Origin of the sequence: Citrobacter sp. RHBSTW-00570 (genome assembly GCF_013739755.1) — a bacterium.
GTDB classification, from domain to species: Bacteria; Pseudomonadota; Gammaproteobacteria; order Enterobacterales; family Enterobacteriaceae; genus Citrobacter; species Citrobacter braakii.
Genome location: NZ_CP056399.1, coordinates 4,837,437 through 4,858,418, shown reverse-complemented (window position 1 = coordinate 4,858,418; position 20,982 = coordinate 4,837,437). Strand labels below are relative to the sequence as shown.

Here is a 20,982-nt window from a genome sequence, read left to right as displayed (position 1 = left end):
TAGTGAAGGGTAGAATGCGGATCAGTTTGCATGAGCAGGTTAATTTCTGTATGATTCGCCGCCTTTGATGCAAATTGATTGCGTCAAACAATGACCATTACCCGAGAGTTTCAGGCTGTTGATGCAGCGTGAAAGGTGACGGGGAATAATTAACATCGCGTGGTGTCTGGCGTTAGGGCTGGAAGAGCGACGCGGCCTTAAACCGAGGTTTTCCCATGAAAAAAGATATTCACCCGAAATACGAAGAAATTACTGCAAACTGCTCTTGCGGTAACGTCATGAAAATCCGCTCTACCGTCGGTCACGATCTGAACCTGGACGTGTGCGGTCAGTGCCACCCGTTCTATACTGGCAAGCAGCGTGATGTTGCTACCGGTGGCCGTGTTGATCGCTTCAACAAGCGTTTCAGCATCCCAGGCAGCAAGTAAGTTTCAGCTGTCAGAAAAAAGCGCCTTATGGCGCTTTTTTTGTATCTGCGCCTGCAGACTGAAATTCGTATTGATGTATTGAATAATGTCTTTTATTTAATAAATAAAACAGCGTTTTTATTTTTACGATAAAATGTTTCAACTGGTGATCTGCGTCCTTTTTATCTTCTTGTTTTTGCCACATATGCCAATCTTTGGCAAAATACCAAAGGTTTCTTCCTTCTTTCTAAAATACACTTTCGTGGAAATATAAAATTATTCTTATTCCTTCATCGTTTCTTCATTTATGGACGGAGCGAGATGGGCAATTTCCTAGATTTAGTGTGAAGAGGGATGGTCATGAAATTTAAATCCGCGTTATTACTGATTTCATTATTCTCTGCGGCCGCGCAAGCGGGTTATGTTGATTATCGACATGAATATTATGATGATGGTCGTAATTACGACCGTGTTTATATGTCGCATCGTTTTGCTACTGGTTTTGGTGTCGCAGTCGAGGCCATTTCACGTTCCGAAAATACGCAATCTAATGATGCGTGGAATAATATGGAAAGTAATGGCAACGAGTATACGGCGAGCTACCAATTCACCTGGAAGGACCTTGTCTGGCAGCCGGGTATTGCGATCGAAACGGGCGATAACATCGCGATTTATAAGCCTTATATTCGCGTGCAGTATAACATCAATGACCACTGGTGGACCGCGTTCCGCTATCGTCAGGAGTATATGCGCAGAAACACTGACGGCAAGGATGACCGCATGGTCTATCGTCCGGAAGCATGGCTCGGTTATAACATCAATGACTGGATGTTTGAGCTAAATGGCATTTATAAAATTGCCGATAGCGAAGATTTATATAACAACCGAAAAGACGATTACGAATATAACTTCCGTGTGGCGTATAAAATAGGCTCATGGGTTCCATTTGTTGAGGTGGGTAACGTTTCCTCGGGGTATAACACCACAACCACAGACGATCGTCAGACCCGCTATCGCGTTGGTCTCGGTTATAACTTCTGACCGTTAATACACTTCGTATCGATTTATTACGCTGAGCATCGGTATACGCATAGTTTGCGTGAATAATGTGTCTAAGGAGTTAACATCATGTCTAATGATGGAACAATGATCGGAAGCAATCAAAATATTGCCGTCAGGCCTTTCGGATTAAGAGATAAATTTGGTTATTTATGTGGTGACCTCGGAACCTGTTTTATTCTTGGGCTGGTAAATAGTTTTTTAATGATTTATTACACCAACGTACTCGGTATTTCCGGTGTTATTGTTGGTTCACTCTATTTTGTGACCAAACTCTTTGATGCGTTTGTCGACGTTGGCGTAGGGCGCTTATGTGATACCTCTAAACTGACGGTACATGGGCGATTTAACCCCTGGGTGCGCCGCATGAAGTACCCGTTTTGCATCATTGCGGTCGTCCTGTTCCTGCCGTTTGTGCATGATTTTTCTTATACGGCGAAAATTATCTACATCTGCTGTTCCTATTTTATTTACGGTTCGCTGTTATCGACAGTGAGTATTCCGTATGGTGCCATGTCTGCGGCGATTAGCTCGAATCCGGAAGATCGCGTATCGCTGTCAACCTGGCGCAGCGTTGGGTCCGCCATCGGCGGCGGGACAACCGGCTTTTTTATTCCGATCCTGATGTACACCACTCTGGTGGACGGAAGCCAGGTGATCTCTGGACAGCATTTCTTCTGGATTGCCATTGGTTGTTCTGTGCTGGGGTTTATCTTTTTAACGTTGACCTGTCAGTTAACGACGGAACGCGTGCGGGTGGAAAGAAAAGAGAGCATGCCGGTTTCTGTGCTGCTGAAGGGGCTGATACGCAATAAAGCGCTAATTGTTTTAGTGGTTGTGGATCTGCTGATTGTGATTAATCAGGGGTTGTCTGGTACCAACATGACTTACCTGTTTAATGACTATTTCCATAACAAAGAGGCCATGTCCGTTGCATTGCTATTCACCTTTGGCTCTCTGGTTTTGCTGGCACCCTCGGCATCCTGGCTCACGAAGCGCTTTGGTAAGAAAGAAGCCAGCGTAGGCGCGCTGCTCTTTGCGGTAGCCATGTATGTGATTATGTACTTCACTCACATTACCGACGCGAAGGTTTATTTGGTTTTCCTGTTCCTGGCGACGCTGGGTGCCGGGTTATTCAACCTGATGATTTGGGCGTTTATGACCGATGTGTGTGATTATCACCAGTATGTCACCGGCGATCGTGAAGATGGGACCGTCTATGGCGTGAACTTCTTCGCCCGCAAGGTTGGCCAGGCGTGCGCTGGGGCTATTGGCGGCTTTATGCTGGCCATCATTGGTTATCAATCTTCGTCAACGGGCGGCGCTGTGCAAACCAGCATTGTGCAGGAAAACATCTATACGATGGCAAATCTGTTACCGGCTTTATGCCTGTTTTTGGCAGCGGTCATTCTGATTTATTTCTATCCATTGAACCGTAAAGAGACGCTCAAAATGGAAGAAACATTGAATAAGATTAATGGTATCAGTAAGTAACGTAGTGAGAAGCGGCGGGAGTAATCCCGCCTTTTCTCATCTGTCTTGAAAAATCAGTATTCCCACGTTTCCGGGTTGATACCCAGTTCACGCATAATTACCTTTGCTTCTTCCGGGATTTCATCGCTGCGCTCTTTACGCAGGTCGTCATCGTTGGGTAATGGTTGCCCGGTAAAAGCATGCAGAAACGCTTCACACAGCAGTTCGCTGTTGGTGGCGTGACGCAGGTTGTTAACCTGACGACGCGTGCGTTCATCGGTAAGGATTTTTAACACCTTCAGAGGAATGGAAACCGTAATTTTTTTGACTTGCTCACTCTTCTTACCGTGCTCAGCGTATGGGCTGATATATTCGCCGCTCCATTCAGCCATGAGATACCTAATCCTCTTTGTCATTAATATTGAGGCCAGAACCTGAGCCCGGACCATAATTGCGCGTAGTTTATCGTAGTGGCGTGGCCCTGACACGAAGTAAGCCGACGCAGATGTACGCTAATGCATATAATTTTAACGGCTATTTCCGGTTTGCTCAATCTATACGCAAAGAAGTTTAGATGTCCAGATGTATTGACGGCTATCGTAACTATGATTACTCTGGTGTCTGACTTTTCACCGACTCAGCCAGGATCTCCTCAATATGACGCGTAAACAGGCCACCATCGCAGTGCGTAGCGGGTTAAATGACGACGAACAGTACGGTTGCGTTGTCCCGCCGATCCACCTCTCCAGCACCTATAACTTTACCGGTTTTAATGAGCCTCGCGCCCATGACTATTCGCGTCGCGGTAACCCAACGCGTGATGTCGTTCAGCGTGCGCTGGCGGAACTGGAAGGTGGGGCGGGGGCAGTACTGACCAATACCGGCATGTCGGCGATTCATCTGGTGACTACGGTATTCCTCAAGCCTGGCGATCTGCTGGTCGCACCACACGACTGCTACGGCGGGAGCTATCGTCTGTTTGACAGCCTGGCAAAGCGTGGCTGTTATCGCGTACTGTTTGTCGATCAAGGAGATGAGCAGGCGTTGCAGGCGGCACTGGCGGAAAAACCGAAGCTGGTGCTGGTAGAAAGCCCAAGCAACCCGCTGCTGCGCGTGGTGGATATCGCGAAAATCTGCCAGCTGGCGCGCGAGGCTGGTGCGGTCAGCGTGGTGGACAACACTTTTTTAAGCCCGGCACTGCAAAATCCACTGGCATTAGGCGCCGATCTGGTGTTGCATTCATGCACGAAATATTTAAACGGTCACTCCGACGTAGTGGCTGGTGTGGTGATAGCAAAAGATCCGGAAATGGTCACTGAACTGGCATGGTGGGCGAATAATATTGGTGTGACCGGCGGCGCGTTTGATAGTTATCTGCTGTTGCGCGGCCTGCGTACTCTGTCACCTCGTATGGAGGTGGCGCAACGTAATGCTCAGGCGATTGTGGATTATCTGCAAACTCAGCCGCTGGTGAAAAAATTGTATCACCCGTCATTGCCGGAAAATCAGGGCCATGAGATTGCCGCGCGTCAGCAAAAAGGGTTTGGCGCGATGTTGAGTTTTGAGCTGGATGGCGATGAGCAAACGCTGCGTCGCTTCCTCGGCGGGTTGTCATTGTTTACGCTGGCGGAATCGTTAGGGGGCGTTGAAAGTCTGATCTCCCATGCCGCAACCATGACACACGCGGGAATGGCGCCAGAAGCGCGTGCTGCTGCCGGAATTTCGGAAACGCTGTTGCGTATCTCCACCGGTATTGAAGATGGCGAAGATTTAATTGCCGACCTGGAAAATGGCTTCCGGGCTGCAAACAAGGGGTAAACATGAGTGTGATTGCGCAGGCAGGGACGAAGGGTCGTCAACTGCACAAATTTGGTGGTAGTAGTCTGGCTGATGTGAAATGTTATCTGCGTGTCGCAGGCATTATGGCGGAGTACTCGCAGCCTGATGACATGATGGTTGTTTCAGCCGCAGGCAGTACCACTAACCAGTTGATTAGCTGGCTAAAATTAAGCCAGACCGATCGTCTGTCTGCGCATCAGGTTCAACAGGCGTTACGTCGCTATCAGAGTGAGCTTATCAGCGGTTTGTTACCTCCTGAGGTGGCGGATGGGCTGATCGGCGCGTTTATTCACGATCTGGAGCGCCTGGCCGGATTACTCGACAGCGGCGTGAATGATGCCGTCTATGCTGAAGTCGTCGGGCATGGCGAGGTGTGGTCGGCGCGTTTGATGTCTGCCGTCCTTAACCAACAGGGGCTGGAGTCAGCCTGGCTGGATGCGCGCGATTTTTTACGTGCCGAGCGCGGCGCTCAGCCGCAGGTGGATGAAGGTCTTTCTTACCCATTGCTGCAACAACTGCTGGCGCAGCATCCGGGCAAACGCCTGGTCGTTACCGGTTTCATTAGCCGCAGCAACGCCGGTGAGACGGTACTGCTGGGGCGTAACGGCTCCGACTACTCGGCGACGCAGGTTGGCGCGTTGGCGGGGGTTTCCCGCGTAACCATCTGGAGCGATGTGGCCGGGGTTTACAGCGCGGATCCGCGTAAAGTAAAAGATGCCTGTCTGCTGCCGCTGCTGCGTCTGGATGAAGCCAGCGAACTGGCGCGTCTGGCGGCTCCGGTTCTCCATGCCCGCACCCTCCAGCCGGTTTCCGGCAGCGATATCGATCTCCAGTTGCGTTGTAGCTATACGCCGGAGCAGGGATCGACGCGTATTGAACGCGTGCTGGCTTCCGGTACCGGGGCACGTATTGTGACCAGCCATGACGACGTTTGCCTGATTGAGTTTCAGGTTCCCACTGGCCAGGACTTTAAACTGGCCTATAAAGAGATTGATCAGATTTTAAAACGCACCCAGGTGCGTCCGCTGGCAGTGGGTGTGCATCCTGACCGCCAGTTGCTGCAATTTTGCTATACCTCCGAAGTCGCTGATGGCGCACTGAAAATTCTGGATGAAGCTGGCCTGCCGGGCGAGCTGCGTCTGCGCCAGGGGCTGGCGCTGGTGGCGATGGTTGGGGCGGGCGTCACCCGTAACCCGCTGCACTGCCATCGCTTTTGGCAACAGCTGAAAGGTCAGCCGGTCGAATTCACCTGGCAGTCGGAAGAGGGCATCAGCCTGGTCGCCGTATTGCGTACCGGGCCAACGGAGAGTCTGATTCAGGGTCTGCACCAGTCAATCTTCCGCGCGGAAAAACGCATTGGTTTGGTGCTGTTCGGCAAAGGTAACATTGGGTCGCGCTGGCTGGAGTTGTTTGCCCGCGAGCAGAGCACGCTCTCGGCGCGTACCGGATTAGAGTTCGTGCTGGCAGGAGTGGTTGATAGCCGCCGTAGCCTGCTGAATTACGAAGGGCTGGATGCCAGCCGCGCATTGGCCTTCTTCGATGACGAGGCGGTAGAACAGGATGAAGAGTCATTGTTCCTGTGGATGCGCGCTCACCCGTATGATGATTTAGTGGTGCTGGACGTCACTGCCAGCGAGCAGTTGGCGGAGCAGTATCTGGATTTCGCCAGTCATGGCTTCCATGTTATCAGCGCCAACAAGCTGGCGGGGGCGAGCAGCAGTAATAATTACCGCCAGATTCATGACGCCTTTGAAAAAACCGGTCGCCACTGGCTGTATAACGCCACCGTCGGCGCAGGTTTGCCGATCAACCATACCGTGCGCGATCTGATTGATAGCGGAGATACTATTCTGTCGATCAGCGGGATCTTCTCCGGCACGTTGTCGTGGTTGTTCCTGCAATTTGATGGCACGGTCCCGTTCACCGATCTGGTGGATCAGGCGTGGCAGCAGGGTCTGACTGAACCTGATCCGCGCGTGGATCTTTCCGGCAAAGATGTGATGCGCAAGCTGGTGATTCTGGCGCGTGAAGCGGGTTACGACATCGAACCGGACCAGGTACGCGTAGAATCTCTGGTGCCTGCGCACTGTGAAGCAGGTTCTATTGACCATTTCTTTGAAAATGGCGATGAGCTGAACGAGCAGATGGTGCAACGCCTGGAAGCGGCACGTGAAATGGGACTGGTGCTACGCTATGTGGCGCGTTTTGACGCTAACGGTAAGGCACGCGTTGGCGTTGAAGCGGTACGCCCTGAGCACCCGCTGGCGGCACTACTGCCGTGCGATAACGTCTTCGCCATTGAAAGCCGTTGGTATCGTGATAACCCGCTGGTCATTCGCGGACCGGGGGCGGGCCGCGATGTGACCGCCGGGGCGATTCAGTCAGACATCAACCGCCTGGCGCAACTGCTGTAGTTTTTGTTGCCGGATAACATGTGTAAACATCGCCCTCAATGAGGGCGTTGTATTTATCTGCCAGCGACCTTATCGCCTGAAACACCGAATGGGCAGAGTAACGGGTACTTTGCTGAAATTCTGTCTGTTGCCGCAACCAGGCGAGAAAACGATGGCTTGCCGCCAGGGTTATTGACGCGCTTTCTTCAACCCGCCCCTGCGTTAACAAACACACCATTTTACGCATATCGCCTCGTTGCCAGATTTGCCACTGATTTCGCCACCATCCCTGATACGTTTTACCCAGCAATTGCCAGGGCAGCGTGCGCTGATCGCTATTCATTTCTTCATCAATAAACCACAGCGAGGCGCGATGATGGCGAAACTGTTCCGCCCATGCGGTAATCGCTGCGCCGCGCAGGAAGCATTCGTGGGCAATAATATGGGTTTTTACCTCTGGCCACAGATGGCTCAGCAGGCGGAAATGCCCATGGGCAGTAATGACCGGGCGTAAAATCGCGCCGCTGGCGTTCTGTTTGAGTATGGCGCTGCCGTACTGGATTTCATCAAACTGGCTGCGGCGTAAAAACTGGGTTTCCCGCTGACTCACTCGCTCAATGATATCGTCGTGAATGACTGTTGGCTCAGCAGTGCCACGCCAGCGGTAAAGCAATGATATGCCGGCAGTGTGCGGCGTGAAGTTGCTGGAAATATGCAGAACATTGCCGCGAATAGCGTCAAAAGAGAGTAATACATAGAGTTGCTGGCCTGCACTAACGCCCTGAAAAGGGACGAGCAAGGGAATCGTCGCTATTTGTTCTGGCAAAACGATGCCGGTGGGAGGCGCCTGCTTTGGTGTCCACACTTTTTTGCAGTTTCGGCACTGGACGCGCTGGCTGCCCTGGGGATTATGCCCATAGCGGATGATTTCTCGTTGGTAGCAACATGGGCAAAACTGACCACGATTAGCGGCAAAATCCGCTAAATATGCCGACAACCAGCAACGGAACTGTTCCTCATCAAACAGCGGTGGAAGGCTGCCGCATGCCCGACAATGCAGTGCGGCATAACCCAGCCGATATTCTGGCCAGCTGTAATCAGCTGAACTCGCCAGCCCCAGATTTTTGCAGCCAAAGGATTTGCAGCAATTGATAGTGAACAGTGACGTCATCCTGTTACCAACGATTTTTAATGGTCGTTGATTTTGGCCTGCAACTATCACCGATGGATGTGAGTTTTCTCACATAAAAAAACCTTTCAGAACGTAACGTAGCGAATCTTTATATGACTGAAAGGGATTGGTTATGAAGCTAAAAATGCTTGCTGTCGGTGTTCTGGTATCTTTACCGCTCTGGGCGAGTGCCAAAGATGTCACGATTATTTATACCAACGATCTCCATGCCCATGTCGAACCTTATAAAGTGCCATGGATTGCCAATGGCACACGAGATATTGGCGGTTGGGCCAATATCTCGGCGATGGTGAAGCAGGAGAAAGCGAAAAATAGCGCCACCTGGTTTTTGGATGCTGGCGACTATTTCACCGGGCCATATATCAGCAGCCTGACCAAGGGGAAGGCGATTATCGATATCATGAACACCATGAATTTTGACGCTGTCACCATGGGTAATCATGAATTCGATCACGGTTGGGACAATACGCTGCTGCAGCTGAGCCAGGCAAAGTTTCCGATCGTGCAGGGCAACATCTTTTACCAAAACAGCAGCAAAATGTTCTGGGATAAGCCTTACACCATTATTGAAAAAGATGGCGTAAAGATAGGCGTGATTGGCCTGCACGGCGTGTTTGCTTTTGATGATACGGTTTCCGCTGCGACACGTGTCGGGATCGAGGCGCGGGATGAAGTGAAGTGGTTGCAACGCTATATCGATGAGCTGAAAGGCAAAGTCGATCTCACCGTGGCGCTGATCCATGAAGGCACGCCAGCGCGTCAGTCCAGTCTGGGGGGCACCGATGTACGCCGTGCGCTGGATAAAGACATCCAGACCGCAGGCCAGGTGCAGGGGTTGGACATCCTGATCACCGGTCATGCGCATGTGGGCACGCCGGAGCCGATTAAAGTAGGTAACACCCTGATTCTGTCTACCGACAGCGGCGGCATTGATGTGGGTAAACTGGTGCTGGATTACCAGCAAAAACCGCATCAATTTACCGTGAAGAACTTCGAGCTGAAAACCATTTTTGCTGATGAGTGGCAGCCAGACCCGCAGACGAAACAGGTCATTGATGGCTGGAATAAAAAGCTCGATAAAGTGGTGCAGCAGACGGTTGCCAACGCGCCGGTTGAGCTGACGCGTGCTTACGGTGAATCTTCTTCGCTGGGAAATCTGGCGGCAGATGCGTTGCTGGTTGCGGCGGGTAAAGATACCCAGTTAGCGCTCACTAACTCGGGCGGCATCCGGAATGAAATCCCTGCTGGAGTCATCACCATGGGCGCAGTCATTAGCACCTTCCCGTTCCCGAATGAGCTGGCAACCATGGATCTCACCGGGAAGCAGTTACGTAGCCTGATGGAGCACGGCGCGGGTTTAAGCAACGGTGTATTGCAGGTGTCCAAAGGACTGGAGATGAAGTATGACAGCAGTAAACCGGTTGGTCTGCGGGTTAGCGTATTGACGTTAAACGGCAAACCCATTGAGGATGCCACGGTTTATCACATTGCCACCAATAGCTTCCTGGCTGACGGCGGTGATGGTTTCACGACATTTACTGAAGGTAAAGCGCGTAACACATCCGGCGGTTACTATGTCTCTAATGCGGTCGTGGATTATTTCAAAGCGGGAAATACGCTGACGGATGAACAACTCAAAGGCATGCGTGTGGAAGATGTGAAACCGTAGTGAGGTCAGGCCAGCAGATATTCCGCTGGCCTTTGTTTTAACCTCTGTGGGAGGCAAACACCTCTTTTGCAGCGAACAGGCCGTTGAGTGCTGCCGGGAATCCCGCATAAACAGCCATCTGCATCATCACTTCAATAATCTCTTCCTGCGTTAAGCCAACGTGCAGCGCGGCGGCGATGTGTACCTTAAGCTGCGGTGCGGCGTTACCCATGGCGGTGAGCGCGGCGACGGTGGCAATTTCTCTACTGCGTAAATCCAGCCCCGGCCTTGAATAGATGTCGCCAAAAGGAAATTCAATCAGGTATTGGGCGAAGTCTGGCGCAATATCCTGCAGACTTTCGACTACCGCATCTCCGCCTTTTCCATCAACCTGTTGCAGCATTCTCTGACCGGTTAAATAGCGTTCTGAATCCATGATAATCACCTCGTGAGTTAGTGTATGGCATGAGGATAGAGCGTGCGGAATGATTGGGGTAATACCGTTTCCGTGATACCTTTTCGGTATGACAACTTCGCCTTTGCATTCTCTGGATATCCGCCTCCTACGCTATTTTTCCGTGGTGGCGGAAGAGAACAACATGAGTCGAGCGGCGCTGCGTTTATTTATGTCGCAGCCGCCGCTGAGTCGCCACATTCGCCAGCTTGAAGAGCGCCTGGCGGTGACGCTTTTTGTCCGTCATACCCGTGGACTTACGCTGACGGAGGACGGCCAACGCGTACTTGAAATCGTGCGCCCGCTATTGGCGCTACAGGATAAAACCTGGGCGGCGTTGAGTCAGATAGCGAAAACGGGAGAGCAATCTCTGCGCTTAGGGCTAAGTACAGCGTTTGAGCAGGGCGTTTTTGCGGCGCTTGAGTCGCAGCTTGCTACGCGTGTACAGAAGCTACATATTGTCCGTCATGGTTCGCCTGAACTGGCGCGTCAGGTGCGTCGAGGAAAACTGGATGCAGCGCTGGTGGCGCTACCGCTTGAGAATTTGGGTCTTAGCGTCACGCCGCTCGGCTGGCAAGAATCGATGATCGCCGCCTTACCCGCGCTCTGGCCAGAGGCGGCTCTGCCTGCGCTCTCGTTAACGTCGCTGAACCACCGACCGCTGTTCTGGTTCAAACGTGAACGTAACCCTGCTTTTTTTGATTACACTCGACACATTTTTCGTCGTGCCGGTTACTCTCCTGCCCTTATTGAGGAGCCGATGGAACATGACGTGTTGCTGGCACGGATCGCTCAGGGTGACGGTCTGAGCCTGGTTCCGGCCTCCTTTTCCGCTATCCAGCGTCAGGGCGTGATCTTCCTTCCGCTTACTGATACAGAATTGTTTCTTAGCATGGGGTTAGCGACGCTGCCTGAGAACGTAACAAAAGTAGAGTGGCTACAGACGGTCGTGACGCAATCCCTCACCATTTCAAGCTGATGTGAATTTTTTTCACGTTGGCTGAGTATTCCTCACCTTTAACGATGATTTTTGTGTTGACGCCAGCATGCTTTTCCGTCATTTTTACATCTAGACGTCTAAACGTATAGCAGTTCACAACACAACATATAACGACAAAAGATTGATGAGGTAAGGTATGAGCTTTTTTCACGCCAACCAGCGGGAAGCCCTGAATCAGAGCCTGGCAGAAGTGCAGGGTCAGATTAACGTTTCGTTTGAGTTTTTCCCGCCGCGCACCAGTGAAATGGAGCAAACCCTGTGGAACTCCATCGATCGCCTGAGCAGCCTGAAGCCGAAGTTTGTATCAGTCACTTACGGTGCAAACTCTGGTGAGCGCGACCGTACGCACAGCATTATTAAAGGCATTAAGGATCGCACTGGTCTTGAAGCGGTCCCGCACCTGACATGCATTGATGCGACCCGCGATGAGCTGCGTACCATTGCTCAGGACTACTGGCATAACGGTATTCGTCATATTGTTGCCCTGCGCGGTGATCTGCCGCCGGGAAGCGGTAAACCGGATATGTATGCTTCCGACCTGGTGACTCTGCTGAAAGACGTTGCAGACTTCGATATCTCCGTTGCGGCTTACCCGGAAGTGCACCCGGAAGCGAAAAGCGCTCAGGCGGATTTGCTGAACCTGAAGCGTAAGGTTGATGCCGGTGCAAACCGCGCGATCACCCAGTTTTTCTTCGATGTAGAAAGCTATCTGCGCTTTCGCGATCGCTGTGTGTCTGCGGGAATCGATGTGGAAATTATTCCGGGCATCCTGCCGGTATCTAACTTTAAGCAGGCGAAAAAATTTGCTGACATGACCAACGTCCGCATTCCTGCGTGGATGTCGACCATGTTTGATGGTCTTGATGATGACGCGGAAACCCGCAAGCTGGTAGGCGCGAATATCGCCATGGATATGGTAAAAATTCTCAGTCGCGAAGGGGTGAAAGATTTTCACTTCTATACCCTCAACCGTGCCGAGATGAGCTACGCTATTTGTCACACACTGGGTGTAAGACCTAACTAAACAGATGCCCCAGCCCTCTACGGAGGGCTTTTTGTTGATCATTTTGATCTACATCTCTGTAACTTAAAATATAAAAGGAATTAGCTATCGAATCTGTGGGTTATTTCGACTATATCTTATCTCTGGTGGTGTATATCGTAGTCAGAACACTGTAAAGGGAGCATATAGATGAGCATGTCCGACGATAGCCAAAACGCATCAACTGCCGGTAAGTGTCCTTTTCATCAAGGCGGTCACGATCAGAGCGCGGGAGCAGGAACGAACAACCGCGACTGGTGGCCAAATCAACTCCGCGTTGATCTTTTAAACCAACATTCCAACCGTTCGAACCCGCTGGGTGAGGACTTCGACTACCGCAAAGAGTTTAGCAAACTCGACTATTCTGCCCTGAAAGGGGATCTCAGAGCCCTTCTGTCCGAATCTCAACCGTGGTGGCCCGCTGACTGGGGAACCTATGCCGGATTGTTTATCCGCATGGCATGGCACGGCGCGGGAACCTATCGCTCTATCGATGGACGCGGTGGAGCGGGTCGCGGACAGCAGCGTTTTGCACCACTGAACTCCTGGCCGGACAACGTCAGCCTTGATAAAGCGCGTCGTCTGCTGTGGCCAATCAAGCAGAAATATGGTCAGAAAATTTCCTGGGCCGACCTGTTTATCCTCGCGGGTAACGTGGCGCTGGAAAACTCAGGTTTCCGTACCTTTGGCTTTGGCGCCGGTCGTGAAGATGTCTGGGAACCGGATCTCGACGTAAACTGGGGTGATGAAAAAGCCTGGCTGACTCACCGTCACCCGGAAGAGCTGGCAAAAGCGCCGCTGGGCGCCACCGAAATGGGCCTTATTTATGTGAACCCGGAAGGGCCGGACCATAGCGGCGAACCGCTTTCTGCGGCAGCGGCTATTCGCGCGACCTTCGGTAACATGGGGATGAACGACGAAGAAACCGTGGCGCTGATTGGCGGCGGTCATACGTTGGGCAAAACCCACGGCGCAGCAGCGGCATCGCACGTTGGCGCCGATCCAGAATCCGCACCGATTGAAGCGCAGGGCCTGGGTTGGGCCAGCAGCTACGGTAGTGGCGCGGGCGCGGATGCAATTACTTCCGGTCTGGAAGTGGTGTGGACGCAGACGCCTACCCAATGGAGCAACTATTTCTTCGAGAACCTGTTCAAATATGAGTGGGTGCAGACTCGCAGTCCGGCAGGCGCGATTCAGTTTGAAGCGGTTGACGCGCCAGAAATTATTCCCGATCCGTTTGATCCGTCGAAAAAACGCAAGCCGACGATGCTGGTTACCGACCTGACGCTGCGTTTCGATCCTGAGTTCGAGAAGATCTCTCGCCGTTTCCTGAACGATCCGCAAGCATTCAACGAAGCGTTTGCCCGTGCGTGGTTTAAACTGACGCACCGCGATATGGGGCCAAAATCGCGTTACATTGGCCCGGAAGTGCCAAAAGAAGATCTGATCTGGCAAGACCCGCTGCCGCATGCGTTCTTCAACCCAAGCGAAGAAGATATCCTGAAGCTGAAGGCGACCATCGCTGCTTCCGGACTGTCCGTGGGCGAACTGGTATCGGTAGCGTGGGCTTCGGCATCGACTTTCCGTGGCGGGGATAAACGTGGCGGCGCTAACGGTGCGCGTCTGGCGCTGGACCCACAACGTGGCTGGGATGTGAATGCCACTGCGGCACGCGTTCTGCCTGTGCTGGAAGGTATTTATAAGTCTGCCCATACTGCCTCGTTGGCCGATATTATCGTGCTGGCCGGTGTTGTCGGTATCGAGCAGGCGGCTAGCGCTGCGGGTGTCAGCATCAAGGTACCTTTTGCGCCGGGTCGTGTGGATGCGCGTCAGGATCAAACGGATATTGAGATGTTTGAACTGCTTGAGCCGATTGCCGATGGTTTCCGTAACTACCGCGCTCGTCCTGACGTGTCGACCACCGAGTCGTTGCTGATCGACAAAGCGCAGCAGTTGACGCTAACCGCACCGGAAATGACCGTGCTGGTGGGCGGTATGCGCGTACTGGGCACCAACTTTGATGGCAGCCAGCACGGCGTCTTTACCGATCGCCCTGGCGTACTCAGCACTGACTTCTTCGTCAATCTGCTGGATATGCGTCATGAGTGGAAGGCGGTTGATGAGTCACAAGAGCTGTTTGAAGGTCGTGACCGTTCGAGCGGCGAAGTAAAATACACCGCAACTCGCGCCGATCTGGTGTTTGGTTCTAACTCTGTACTGCGCGCAGTGGCTGAAGTTTATGCCTGCAGCGATGCTCACGAGAAGTTCGTGAGAGATTTCGTTGCCGCATGGGTGAAAGTGATGAACCTGGATCGTTTCGATCTGCTGTAATAGACCATGCCGGATGCCGGATGCCGGATGCCGGATGTCGCTTGCGCGGGTCCGGCATAGTATGAACAAAAAAATCCCCGCAATTGCGGGGATTTTTATTGGTCGGTTATTCCCACTCTTGCAGGTAACGTTGACCGTACTGGTCAGCCACCAGCAGGGCGGCATACACCTGGTCCGGCGTTGCGCCGCCAGGCATGTTGTGGATGGTTTCGCCTTCGGCACAGGCAGCTTCAGCCACAATGCGCATTTTCGCCGGAATATCCTGTTTGATGTCCAGTTGCGCCAGGGTAATCGGCAGGCCAACGGAATGACACAGCGCCGCAACGGTTTCAATTTCATCGACCGGCGCGTTTTCCAGTACCAGTTGCGTCAGCGTGCCGAAAGCCACTTTCTCGCCGTGGTAATAGTGATGCGCATCCGGGATTGCCGTCAGGCCGTTATGGATGGCGTGCGCCGCCGCCAGACCGCCGCTTTCAAAACCGACGCCGCTCAGATAGGTGTTGGCTTCAATAACGCGCTCCAGCGCAGGCGTTACCACGTGCTGCTCGGCAGCCAGCATCGCTTTTTCACCTTCTTCTATCAGCGTATTAAAGCACAGCTCAGCCAGCGCCAGCGCCGCCTGAGTGCACTGACCGCCCGCCATGGTGGTTGCGCCGCTGCGTGAACAGGCGCGCGCTTCGAACCAGGTCGCCAACGCATCGCCGATGCCCGCGGCTAACAGACGCGCCGGTGCGCCCGCGACAATTTTGGTATCAACAATCACCCTGTCCGGGTTATTGGGCAGCAGCAAATAGCGATCGAATTCACCGGCATCGGTGTAAATAACGGACAGCGCGCTGCACGGTGCATCGGTAGAGGCGATGGTTGGCGCAATGGCGACAGGCACGCCCATAAAGTGCGCTAGCGCTTTGGCAGTATCCAGCGTTTTACCGCCGCCAATACCAAGTACTGCGCCACATTGCGCTTTTTCTGCCACGCCGCGCAGACGGTCGATTTCGTTTTGTGAACACTCGCCGCCAAACGGTGCAATCTCCAGCGCCAGTCCGGCATCCTGGAAGCTTTTTTCCAGTGCGCCCTGGGCAAAGCCTAAGACAAACTTGTCCCCAACGACCAGCCAGTGCTCTGCCAGTGGTTTGAGGTAGTTGCCAAGACGGGTAATAACATCGGCACCCTGGATGTACTTACCAGGTGATTGAATAATGCGATCCATACTTTATTTCCCTCACAGGTTGATGTGACCAAATGTATTGTTCCAGTCATGTTCAAACTTCTCTATTGCTGACTCTACCGCAGGGGTATTGAGCATTTGTTGCGCTACGTCTAATGGCAGGGTGATTGCTTCGCATCCTGCCAGTAAGCAATCCAGCGCCTGACGAGGGGTTTTAAAGCTGGCTGCCAGTACCATGCTTTTGGGCGCATGCAGTTCCAGTAACGTTTGCAGTTCTTGTACCGTGCGAATTCCGTCGCCGCCCTGCGCGTCAATACGGTTAATGTAAGGCGCGATATATTTCGCCCCCGCTAGCGCTGCCAGCAGCCCCTGAGAGGCACTGTACACGGCGGTTCCCAGCGTGGTGATACCCTCTTTTTTCAGCATCTTGATCGCGGCCAGACCTTCGGATGTCACCGGGATTTTTACCACCAGACCGGGGACCGCGTTGCTCAGACGTTTGGCTTCCTCCACCATGCCTTGTGCGTCGCGGCTCATGGTTTGGGCAAACAGAATGCCCTCTTCGCCAATGGCGTTTTGCAGGCGCGGCAGCACATCCCAGATGGATTCTTTGTTTGCTGCCACAATGCTTGGGTTGGTGGTGACACCCGCGATTGGGAAGATGCGTGCCAGACGTTCGACTTCCGCGACGTTGGCGGTATCAAGGTAAAGTTCCATACAAAAACACCCTCTTTAAAGTTCAAGTTCATGTTGCAGCAGGCTGGCGATAGCGTCGGCAGAGGCGGCGTTAACCAGCGCGTTACGGAATTCTTCATGCATAATGCGCCGTGCCAGACGCGAGAAAATACGCATATGCTGGTCGCCCGCGGCGTGTTTGTTGAGCGTCAGCATAATAATGAACTGCGCATCATCATCACCCCAACGTACCGGCGCTTGCAGGCGCGCTACGCTGATAGTGGACTGCTCAATATGTTCTGATTTGCTGTGTGGAATGGCGAAGCTAAAACCTAATCCGGTAGAGAAGACCGCTTCGCGCGCCCACAGATCGGCTTCCAGTTTACGCGGATAGCGGCAACGACCTGCCAGCAGGAGGTTGTCGGTCATCCCTTTGATGACCTCCTCTTTACTACGCCAGTCGCTATCCAGCGTGATGCACTCGGCGGTAACCAGAGGGGTATCCTGTTGAGTCATGCGGAACTGAGCCAGCAGATGTTCGACCTCCAGCGACGTTCGACACGCCATTGCTTGATTCAGCAACTGACGGCAGGCGCGGCTGTCAAGTTGCGCCATCCGCGCTTTGGCGGCGGGAATGGAGGGAGCGCTCATGCTGATCTCGTCCAGACCCAGTCCCACAAGCAGCGGTAGCACTGAACCTTTAGCGCCAAGTTCGCCGCACAGGCCAATCCATTTCCCCTGACGATGTACCGCCTGTACGGCGTAATCCAGTGCACGCAAGAAGGCTGGATTCAGGCTGTTGTAATGGCGGGTAACTTTGGCGTTGTCGCGGTCGACCGCCAGCAGGTATTGCGTCAGGTCATTACTGCCAATACTAAAGAAATCAATTTCTTCGCAGCATTGATCGATGATGAACATCACCGACGGAACCTCCAGCATGATACCGAGCGGGATCTTCTCATCAAACGGGATGTGTTCAGTACGCAGTTGCTGTTTAGCTTCGGCCAGCTTCTCTTTGACCCACAGGATCTCTTCCATAGAGGAGATCATTGGGATCATGATTTTCAGGCTACCGTGCGCTGATGCGCGCAGGATCGATCGCAGTTGTGTGGAAAACAAAGCGGCGTATTCTTCATAGATACGCACCGCGCGATAACCGAGGAACGGGTTGGCTTCGGCAGGAATATTCAGGTAATCAACGGGTTTATCACCGCCGATATCCATGGTGCGCACAATGATGCTGCGTCCCTGCGCGGGCTCCAGCGCCTGGCAGAAAATGTTGTATAGCTCGTTCTCATCCGGGGCGCAGGTACGGTCCATATACAGCATTTCCGTGCGAAACAGGCCAACCGCTTCCGCACCGTTGCCAAAGGCTGCTTGCGCTTCCACGGAATGGGCGATGTTGGCGGCGACCTCCATGCGGATGCCATCCCCCGTGCGCGCCTCTTGGGTCAGCCAGATACGTTGTTGTTCTCGAATGGCATCCTGGATACGGGCTTCCTGCTGGTAGTAACGTACGACGGATTCATCAGGGGCAACAATGACCGCTCCTGCGTTACCATCGATATAAACCGTTTGCTGCAGCCATGGCATCAAGGATTCAATATCCACGCCAACCAGCGTAGGAATGTTGAATGACCGGGCGAGAATCACCGTGTGTGAAGTGGTACCGCCGCTTTTTAACAGCAAGCCTTTCAGCAATGTTTTGTCCAGTTCGAGGAACTGGCTCGGTGTGAGCTCGTCCGCCATACAGACCGTAGGCTGGGTTAGTTTTCCCGGCGCAGGGAAACGCTGCTCTCCATAAATTTGCTGCAGAAGCTGGAAGCAGACATCGCGCACATCCAGCGCACGTTCCTGTAAATAACTGCTGCTGGAGCTGGCGAATTCATCACAAAAATGTCCGGCACTTTCGACAATCGCCTGGGCGCAGCTTAACCCGCGAGATACTCCAGCGAGCAGGTGCTGACGCAGTGAGAGGTCGCTTGCCAGCGAGCGGTGTGCTTCCAGAATCGCACTGGTTGCGCCGTCGCTGTCGAGTAACCGAAACGCAATATTCTTCATCAGCAGCGTTAAGCCGTTATCCAGTGCCGCCTGCTCGGTTTCAATATCTTTAGCGGATGGGAGATTGTTAAGGGCGTTGAGATCCAGCGAAGAGAGCAGACTCAGAATGCCTCCCGCACTGCCGCTGCAGACGGTGCGAGCGCGAAAAAGCTGTGGGTTTAGATTGGTGAGGGATGCAGGAAGTGGCTCCAGCTCGTTGCTTTTGGCTTCCGCTAGCGGTGCATCGCAGTGTGGAAATTCATTACGTAACCATTGGGTTAAATGCTGGTGGGCTGCCTGTTCATCAGCACCGGAAATCAGCAACTGGCAGCTATCACCTGCCAGAGTATCGGTGCCAATCAGCGCCAATGCGCTCTTGGCGTTACCCCTACGTTCGGTACGCAGGTTGTGCCACTCAATGTGCGAAGTAAAGGTGTTGCACTGCGTTTCTATGTGACTTGCCGGGCGCGCATGTACGCCATTGGGCAGCTCACAGGTAAATTCCACAATCAGGGCCATAGCCTCATCTCCCATAACGATTTCTCGCTACAGGATAAAAGGGCAACGCCTGAGCCTGCCATCTGACAAATCTGCCAAAAACTGGATAAATGTAATGTAACCATCAAAGTGAGATATCCCTCACAAGTCAGCATGTCCTCTATAAATTCCGAGAAACTACAAGTTATGAGGCGGATCGCATTTTTGCGCTGACATTACAAAAGTCCAGCAAATGGCCTTTTTATCCACTGTTTGCGCCGCGTCGGATTGCCTATTGTTTTCCGCAACAAGTTTATGGATATGGGCTTTAGCAGCCTGGGAGCGACTTATGAAAGAGTTGGTACAAATCCTGAAAAATACCCGTCAGCATCTGATGACGGGTGTTTCGCATATGATCCCCTTCGTAGTCGCGGGTGGAATTTTGCTGGCGGTCTCCGTCATGTTGTATGGCAAGGGCGCGGTACCGGATGCAGCGACCGATCCTAATCTCAAGAAACTGTTTGATATTGGCGTCGCAGGGCTGACGTTGATGGTGCCATTCCTTGCCGCTTACATTGGTTATTCCATTGCTGAACGTTCTGCCCTCGCCCCTTGTGCGATTGGCGCATGGGTGGGAAACAGCTTCGGCGCAGGTTTTTTCGGCGCGCTAATTGCCGGGATTATTGGCGGTATCGTCGTCCATTATCTGAAGAAGATCCCCGTACATAAGGTGTTGCGATCGGTAATGCCTATCTTCGTTATTCCTATTGTCGGCACCTTTATCACCGCAGGCATCATGATGTGGGGCCTGGGAGAACCCGTTGGCGCGTTAACCACTAGCCTGACCGAGTGGCTGCAGGGTATGCAGCAGGGCAGCATCGTGCTGCTGGCGGTAATTATGGGACTGATGTTGGCCTTCGATATGGGTGGGCCGATTAACAAAGTTGCCTACGCCTTCATGCTGATTTGCGTGGCGCAGGGTGTTTATACCGTGGTGGCAATCGCCGCGGTAGGGATCTGCGTGCCGCCGCTGGGCTTAGGTTTGGCGACGCTGATTGGTCGTAAGAATTTCTCTTCTGAAGAACGTGAAGCCGGTAAAGCCGCGCTGGTGATGGGCTGCGTTGGCGTAACGGAAGGCGCAATTCCTTTTGCTGCCGCCGATCCGCTGCGCGTTATCCCATCCATTATGGTGGGTTCCGCCTGCGGCACGGTAACCGCCGCGCTGTTTGGTGCGCAGTGTTATGCCGGCTGGGGCGGGTTGATTGTTCTGCCGGTCGTTGAAGGAAAATTGGGTTATATCGCGGCGGTTGCCGTGGGGGCTGTAGTGACCGCTGTGTGCGTTAACGTACTGAAAAGTCTGGCGCGGAAAAAAGTGTCTCAGGTCGACCAGAAAGAAGACGACCTGGATTTAGATTTTGAAATGAATTAAGCGAGGAATGAGTCATGACCAAGATTATCGCAGTAACTGCATGTCCTTCTGGCGTTGCCCACACCTATATGGCCGCCGAAGCGCTGGAAAGCGCCGCTAAAGCCAAGGGGTGGGAAGTAAAGGTTGAGACTCAGGGGTCGATCGGTCTGGAAAACGAACTGACCGCGGCGGATGTGGCAGAAGCCGACATGGTGATTCTGACCAAAGACATTGGTATTAAGTTTGAAGAGCGTTTTGCGGGCAAAACTATCGTTCGTGTCAACATCAGCGATGCAGTGAAACGTGCCGACGCCATCATGAACAAGATTGGCGCACACCTTGCGCAAACCGCATAACGGTTTGTTTGCCGGAGGGT

Annotated in this window: 17 protein-coding genes; 11 read left to right on the top strand and 6 right to left on the bottom strand. The window is 52.9% G+C overall.

Annotation, left to right across the window (positions count from 1 at the left end):
- Positions 1-215: 215 nt before the first annotated feature.
- The 3 genes from rpmE (at position 216) to HV237_RS23005 (ending at position 2,960) form a co-directional block, all read left to right on the top strand.
- Positions 216-428, top strand: a complete 213-nt coding sequence (gene rpmE / locus HV237_RS23015; protein ID WP_008787040.1) for a 50S ribosomal protein L31 — start codon at positions 216-218, stop codon at positions 426-428.
- 339 nt (positions 429-767) lie between these two features.
- Positions 768-1,448, top strand: a complete 681-nt coding sequence (locus HV237_RS23010; RefSeq protein WP_016157918.1) for an oligogalacturonate-specific porin KdgM family protein — start codon at positions 768-770, stop codon at positions 1,446-1,448.
- Positions 1,449-1,535: 87 nt separating this feature from the next.
- Positions 1,536-2,960: a glycoside-pentoside-hexuronide (GPH):cation symporter gene (locus HV237_RS23005; RefSeq protein ID WP_016155266.1), complete on the top strand. Its 1,425-nt coding sequence runs from the start codon at positions 1,536-1,538 to the stop codon at positions 2,958-2,960.
- 53 nt (positions 2,961-3,013) lie between these two features.
- Here HV237_RS23005 and metJ read toward each other — a convergent pair whose 3' ends face one another.
- Positions 3,014-3,331: a met regulon transcriptional regulator MetJ gene (gene metJ / locus HV237_RS23000; protein WP_003825168.1), complete on the bottom strand. Its 318-nt coding sequence runs from the start codon at positions 3,329-3,331 to the stop codon at positions 3,014-3,016.
- A gap of 265 nt (positions 3,332-3,596) precedes the next feature.
- On the opposite strand from metJ, the gene metB reads away from it, so the two are divergent.
- The gene (gene metB, locus HV237_RS22995; RefSeq protein WP_047357761.1) at positions 3,597-4,757 is read left to right on the top strand and encodes a cystathionine gamma-synthase; all 1,161 of its coding nucleotides are present in this window, start codon (positions 3,597-3,599) and stop codon (positions 4,755-4,757) included.
- A gap of 2 nt (positions 4,758-4,759) precedes the next feature.
- Positions 4,760-7,192, top strand: a complete 2,433-nt coding sequence (gene metL, locus HV237_RS22990; protein ID WP_016155268.1) for a bifunctional aspartate kinase/homoserine dehydrogenase II — start codon at positions 4,760-4,762, stop codon at positions 7,190-7,192.
- Here the strand turns inward: metL and HV237_RS22985 are convergent.
- On the bottom strand, positions 7,167-8,342 hold the full coding sequence (locus HV237_RS22985) for a hypothetical protein (RefSeq protein ID WP_047357760.1): 1,176 nt from the start codon (positions 8,340-8,342) through the stop codon (positions 7,167-7,169). The two genes, metL and HV237_RS22985, sit on opposite strands and share 26 nt — an antisense overlap.
- Before the next feature lie 133 nt (positions 8,343-8,475).
- Between HV237_RS22985 and HV237_RS22980 the strand changes: the two genes are divergently transcribed.
- Positions 8,476-10,032 (top strand): bifunctional UDP-sugar hydrolase/5'-nucleotidase, encoded by a 1,557-nt coding sequence (locus tag HV237_RS22980; RefSeq protein WP_019077905.1) that lies wholly within the window; start codon positions 8,476-8,478, stop codon positions 10,030-10,032.
- Between the two features lie 37 nt (positions 10,033-10,069).
- On the opposite strand, the gene HV237_RS22975 is transcribed toward HV237_RS22980, so the two are convergent.
- Complete coding sequence (locus tag HV237_RS22975; protein WP_016157923.1) at positions 10,070-10,447, bottom strand: carboxymuconolactone decarboxylase family protein; 378 nt, start codon at positions 10,445-10,447, stop codon at positions 10,070-10,072.
- A gap of 88 nt (positions 10,448-10,535) precedes the next feature.
- Here HV237_RS22975 and HV237_RS22970 point away from each other — a divergent pair, with 88 nt between their 5' ends.
- From HV237_RS22970 to katG, 3 genes are all read left to right on the top strand, one after another.
- The gene (locus HV237_RS22970) at positions 10,536-11,444 is read left to right on the top strand and encodes a LysR family transcriptional regulator (RefSeq protein ID WP_047357759.1); all 909 of its coding nucleotides are present in this window, start codon (positions 10,536-10,538) and stop codon (positions 11,442-11,444) included.
- A gap of 157 nt (positions 11,445-11,601) precedes the next feature.
- Positions 11,602-12,489 (top strand): methylenetetrahydrofolate reductase, encoded by an 888-nt coding sequence (gene metF / locus HV237_RS22965; RefSeq protein WP_016155273.1) that lies wholly within the window; start codon positions 11,602-11,604, stop codon positions 12,487-12,489.
- A 168-nt stretch (positions 12,490-12,657) separates the two neighbouring features.
- Positions 12,658-14,838, top strand: a complete 2,181-nt coding sequence (katG, locus tag HV237_RS22960) for a catalase/peroxidase HPI (RefSeq protein WP_016155274.1) — start codon at positions 12,658-12,660, stop codon at positions 14,836-14,838.
- Between the two features lie 106 nt (positions 14,839-14,944).
- Here the strand turns inward: katG and HV237_RS22955 are convergent, their stop codons facing one another.
- From HV237_RS22955 to ptsP, 3 genes are read right to left on the bottom strand one after another with little or no spacing between them, the layout of a single operon-like run.
- Positions 14,945-16,048: a glycerol dehydrogenase gene (locus HV237_RS22955; RefSeq protein WP_047357758.1), complete on the bottom strand. Its 1,104-nt coding sequence runs from the start codon at positions 16,046-16,048 to the stop codon at positions 14,945-14,947.
- A gap of 12 nt (positions 16,049-16,060) precedes the next feature.
- A complete protein-coding gene (fsa, locus tag HV237_RS22950; protein WP_047357757.1) occupies positions 16,061-16,723 on the bottom strand; it encodes a fructose-6-phosphate aldolase in 663 nt (220 codons plus the stop codon).
- Between the two features lie 15 nt (positions 16,724-16,738).
- The gene (gene ptsP / locus HV237_RS22945) at positions 16,739-19,240 is read right to left on the bottom strand and encodes a phosphoenolpyruvate--protein phosphotransferase (protein WP_047357801.1); all 2,502 of its coding nucleotides are present in this window, start codon (positions 19,238-19,240) and stop codon (positions 16,739-16,741) included.
- Positions 19,241-19,547: 307 nt separating this feature from the next.
- Here ptsP and HV237_RS22940 point away from each other — a divergent pair, with 307 nt between their 5' ends.
- The gene (locus HV237_RS22940; protein WP_003825153.1) at positions 19,548-20,627 is read left to right on the top strand and encodes a PTS fructose transporter subunit EIIC; all 1,080 of its coding nucleotides are present in this window, start codon (positions 19,548-19,550) and stop codon (positions 20,625-20,627) included.
- A 14-nt stretch (positions 20,628-20,641) separates the two neighbouring features.
- A complete protein-coding gene (locus HV237_RS22935) occupies positions 20,642-20,962 on the top strand; it encodes a PTS fructose-like transporter subunit IIB (protein ID WP_016155279.1) in 321 nt (106 codons plus the stop codon).
- Positions 20,963-20,982 lie beyond the last annotated feature (20 nt).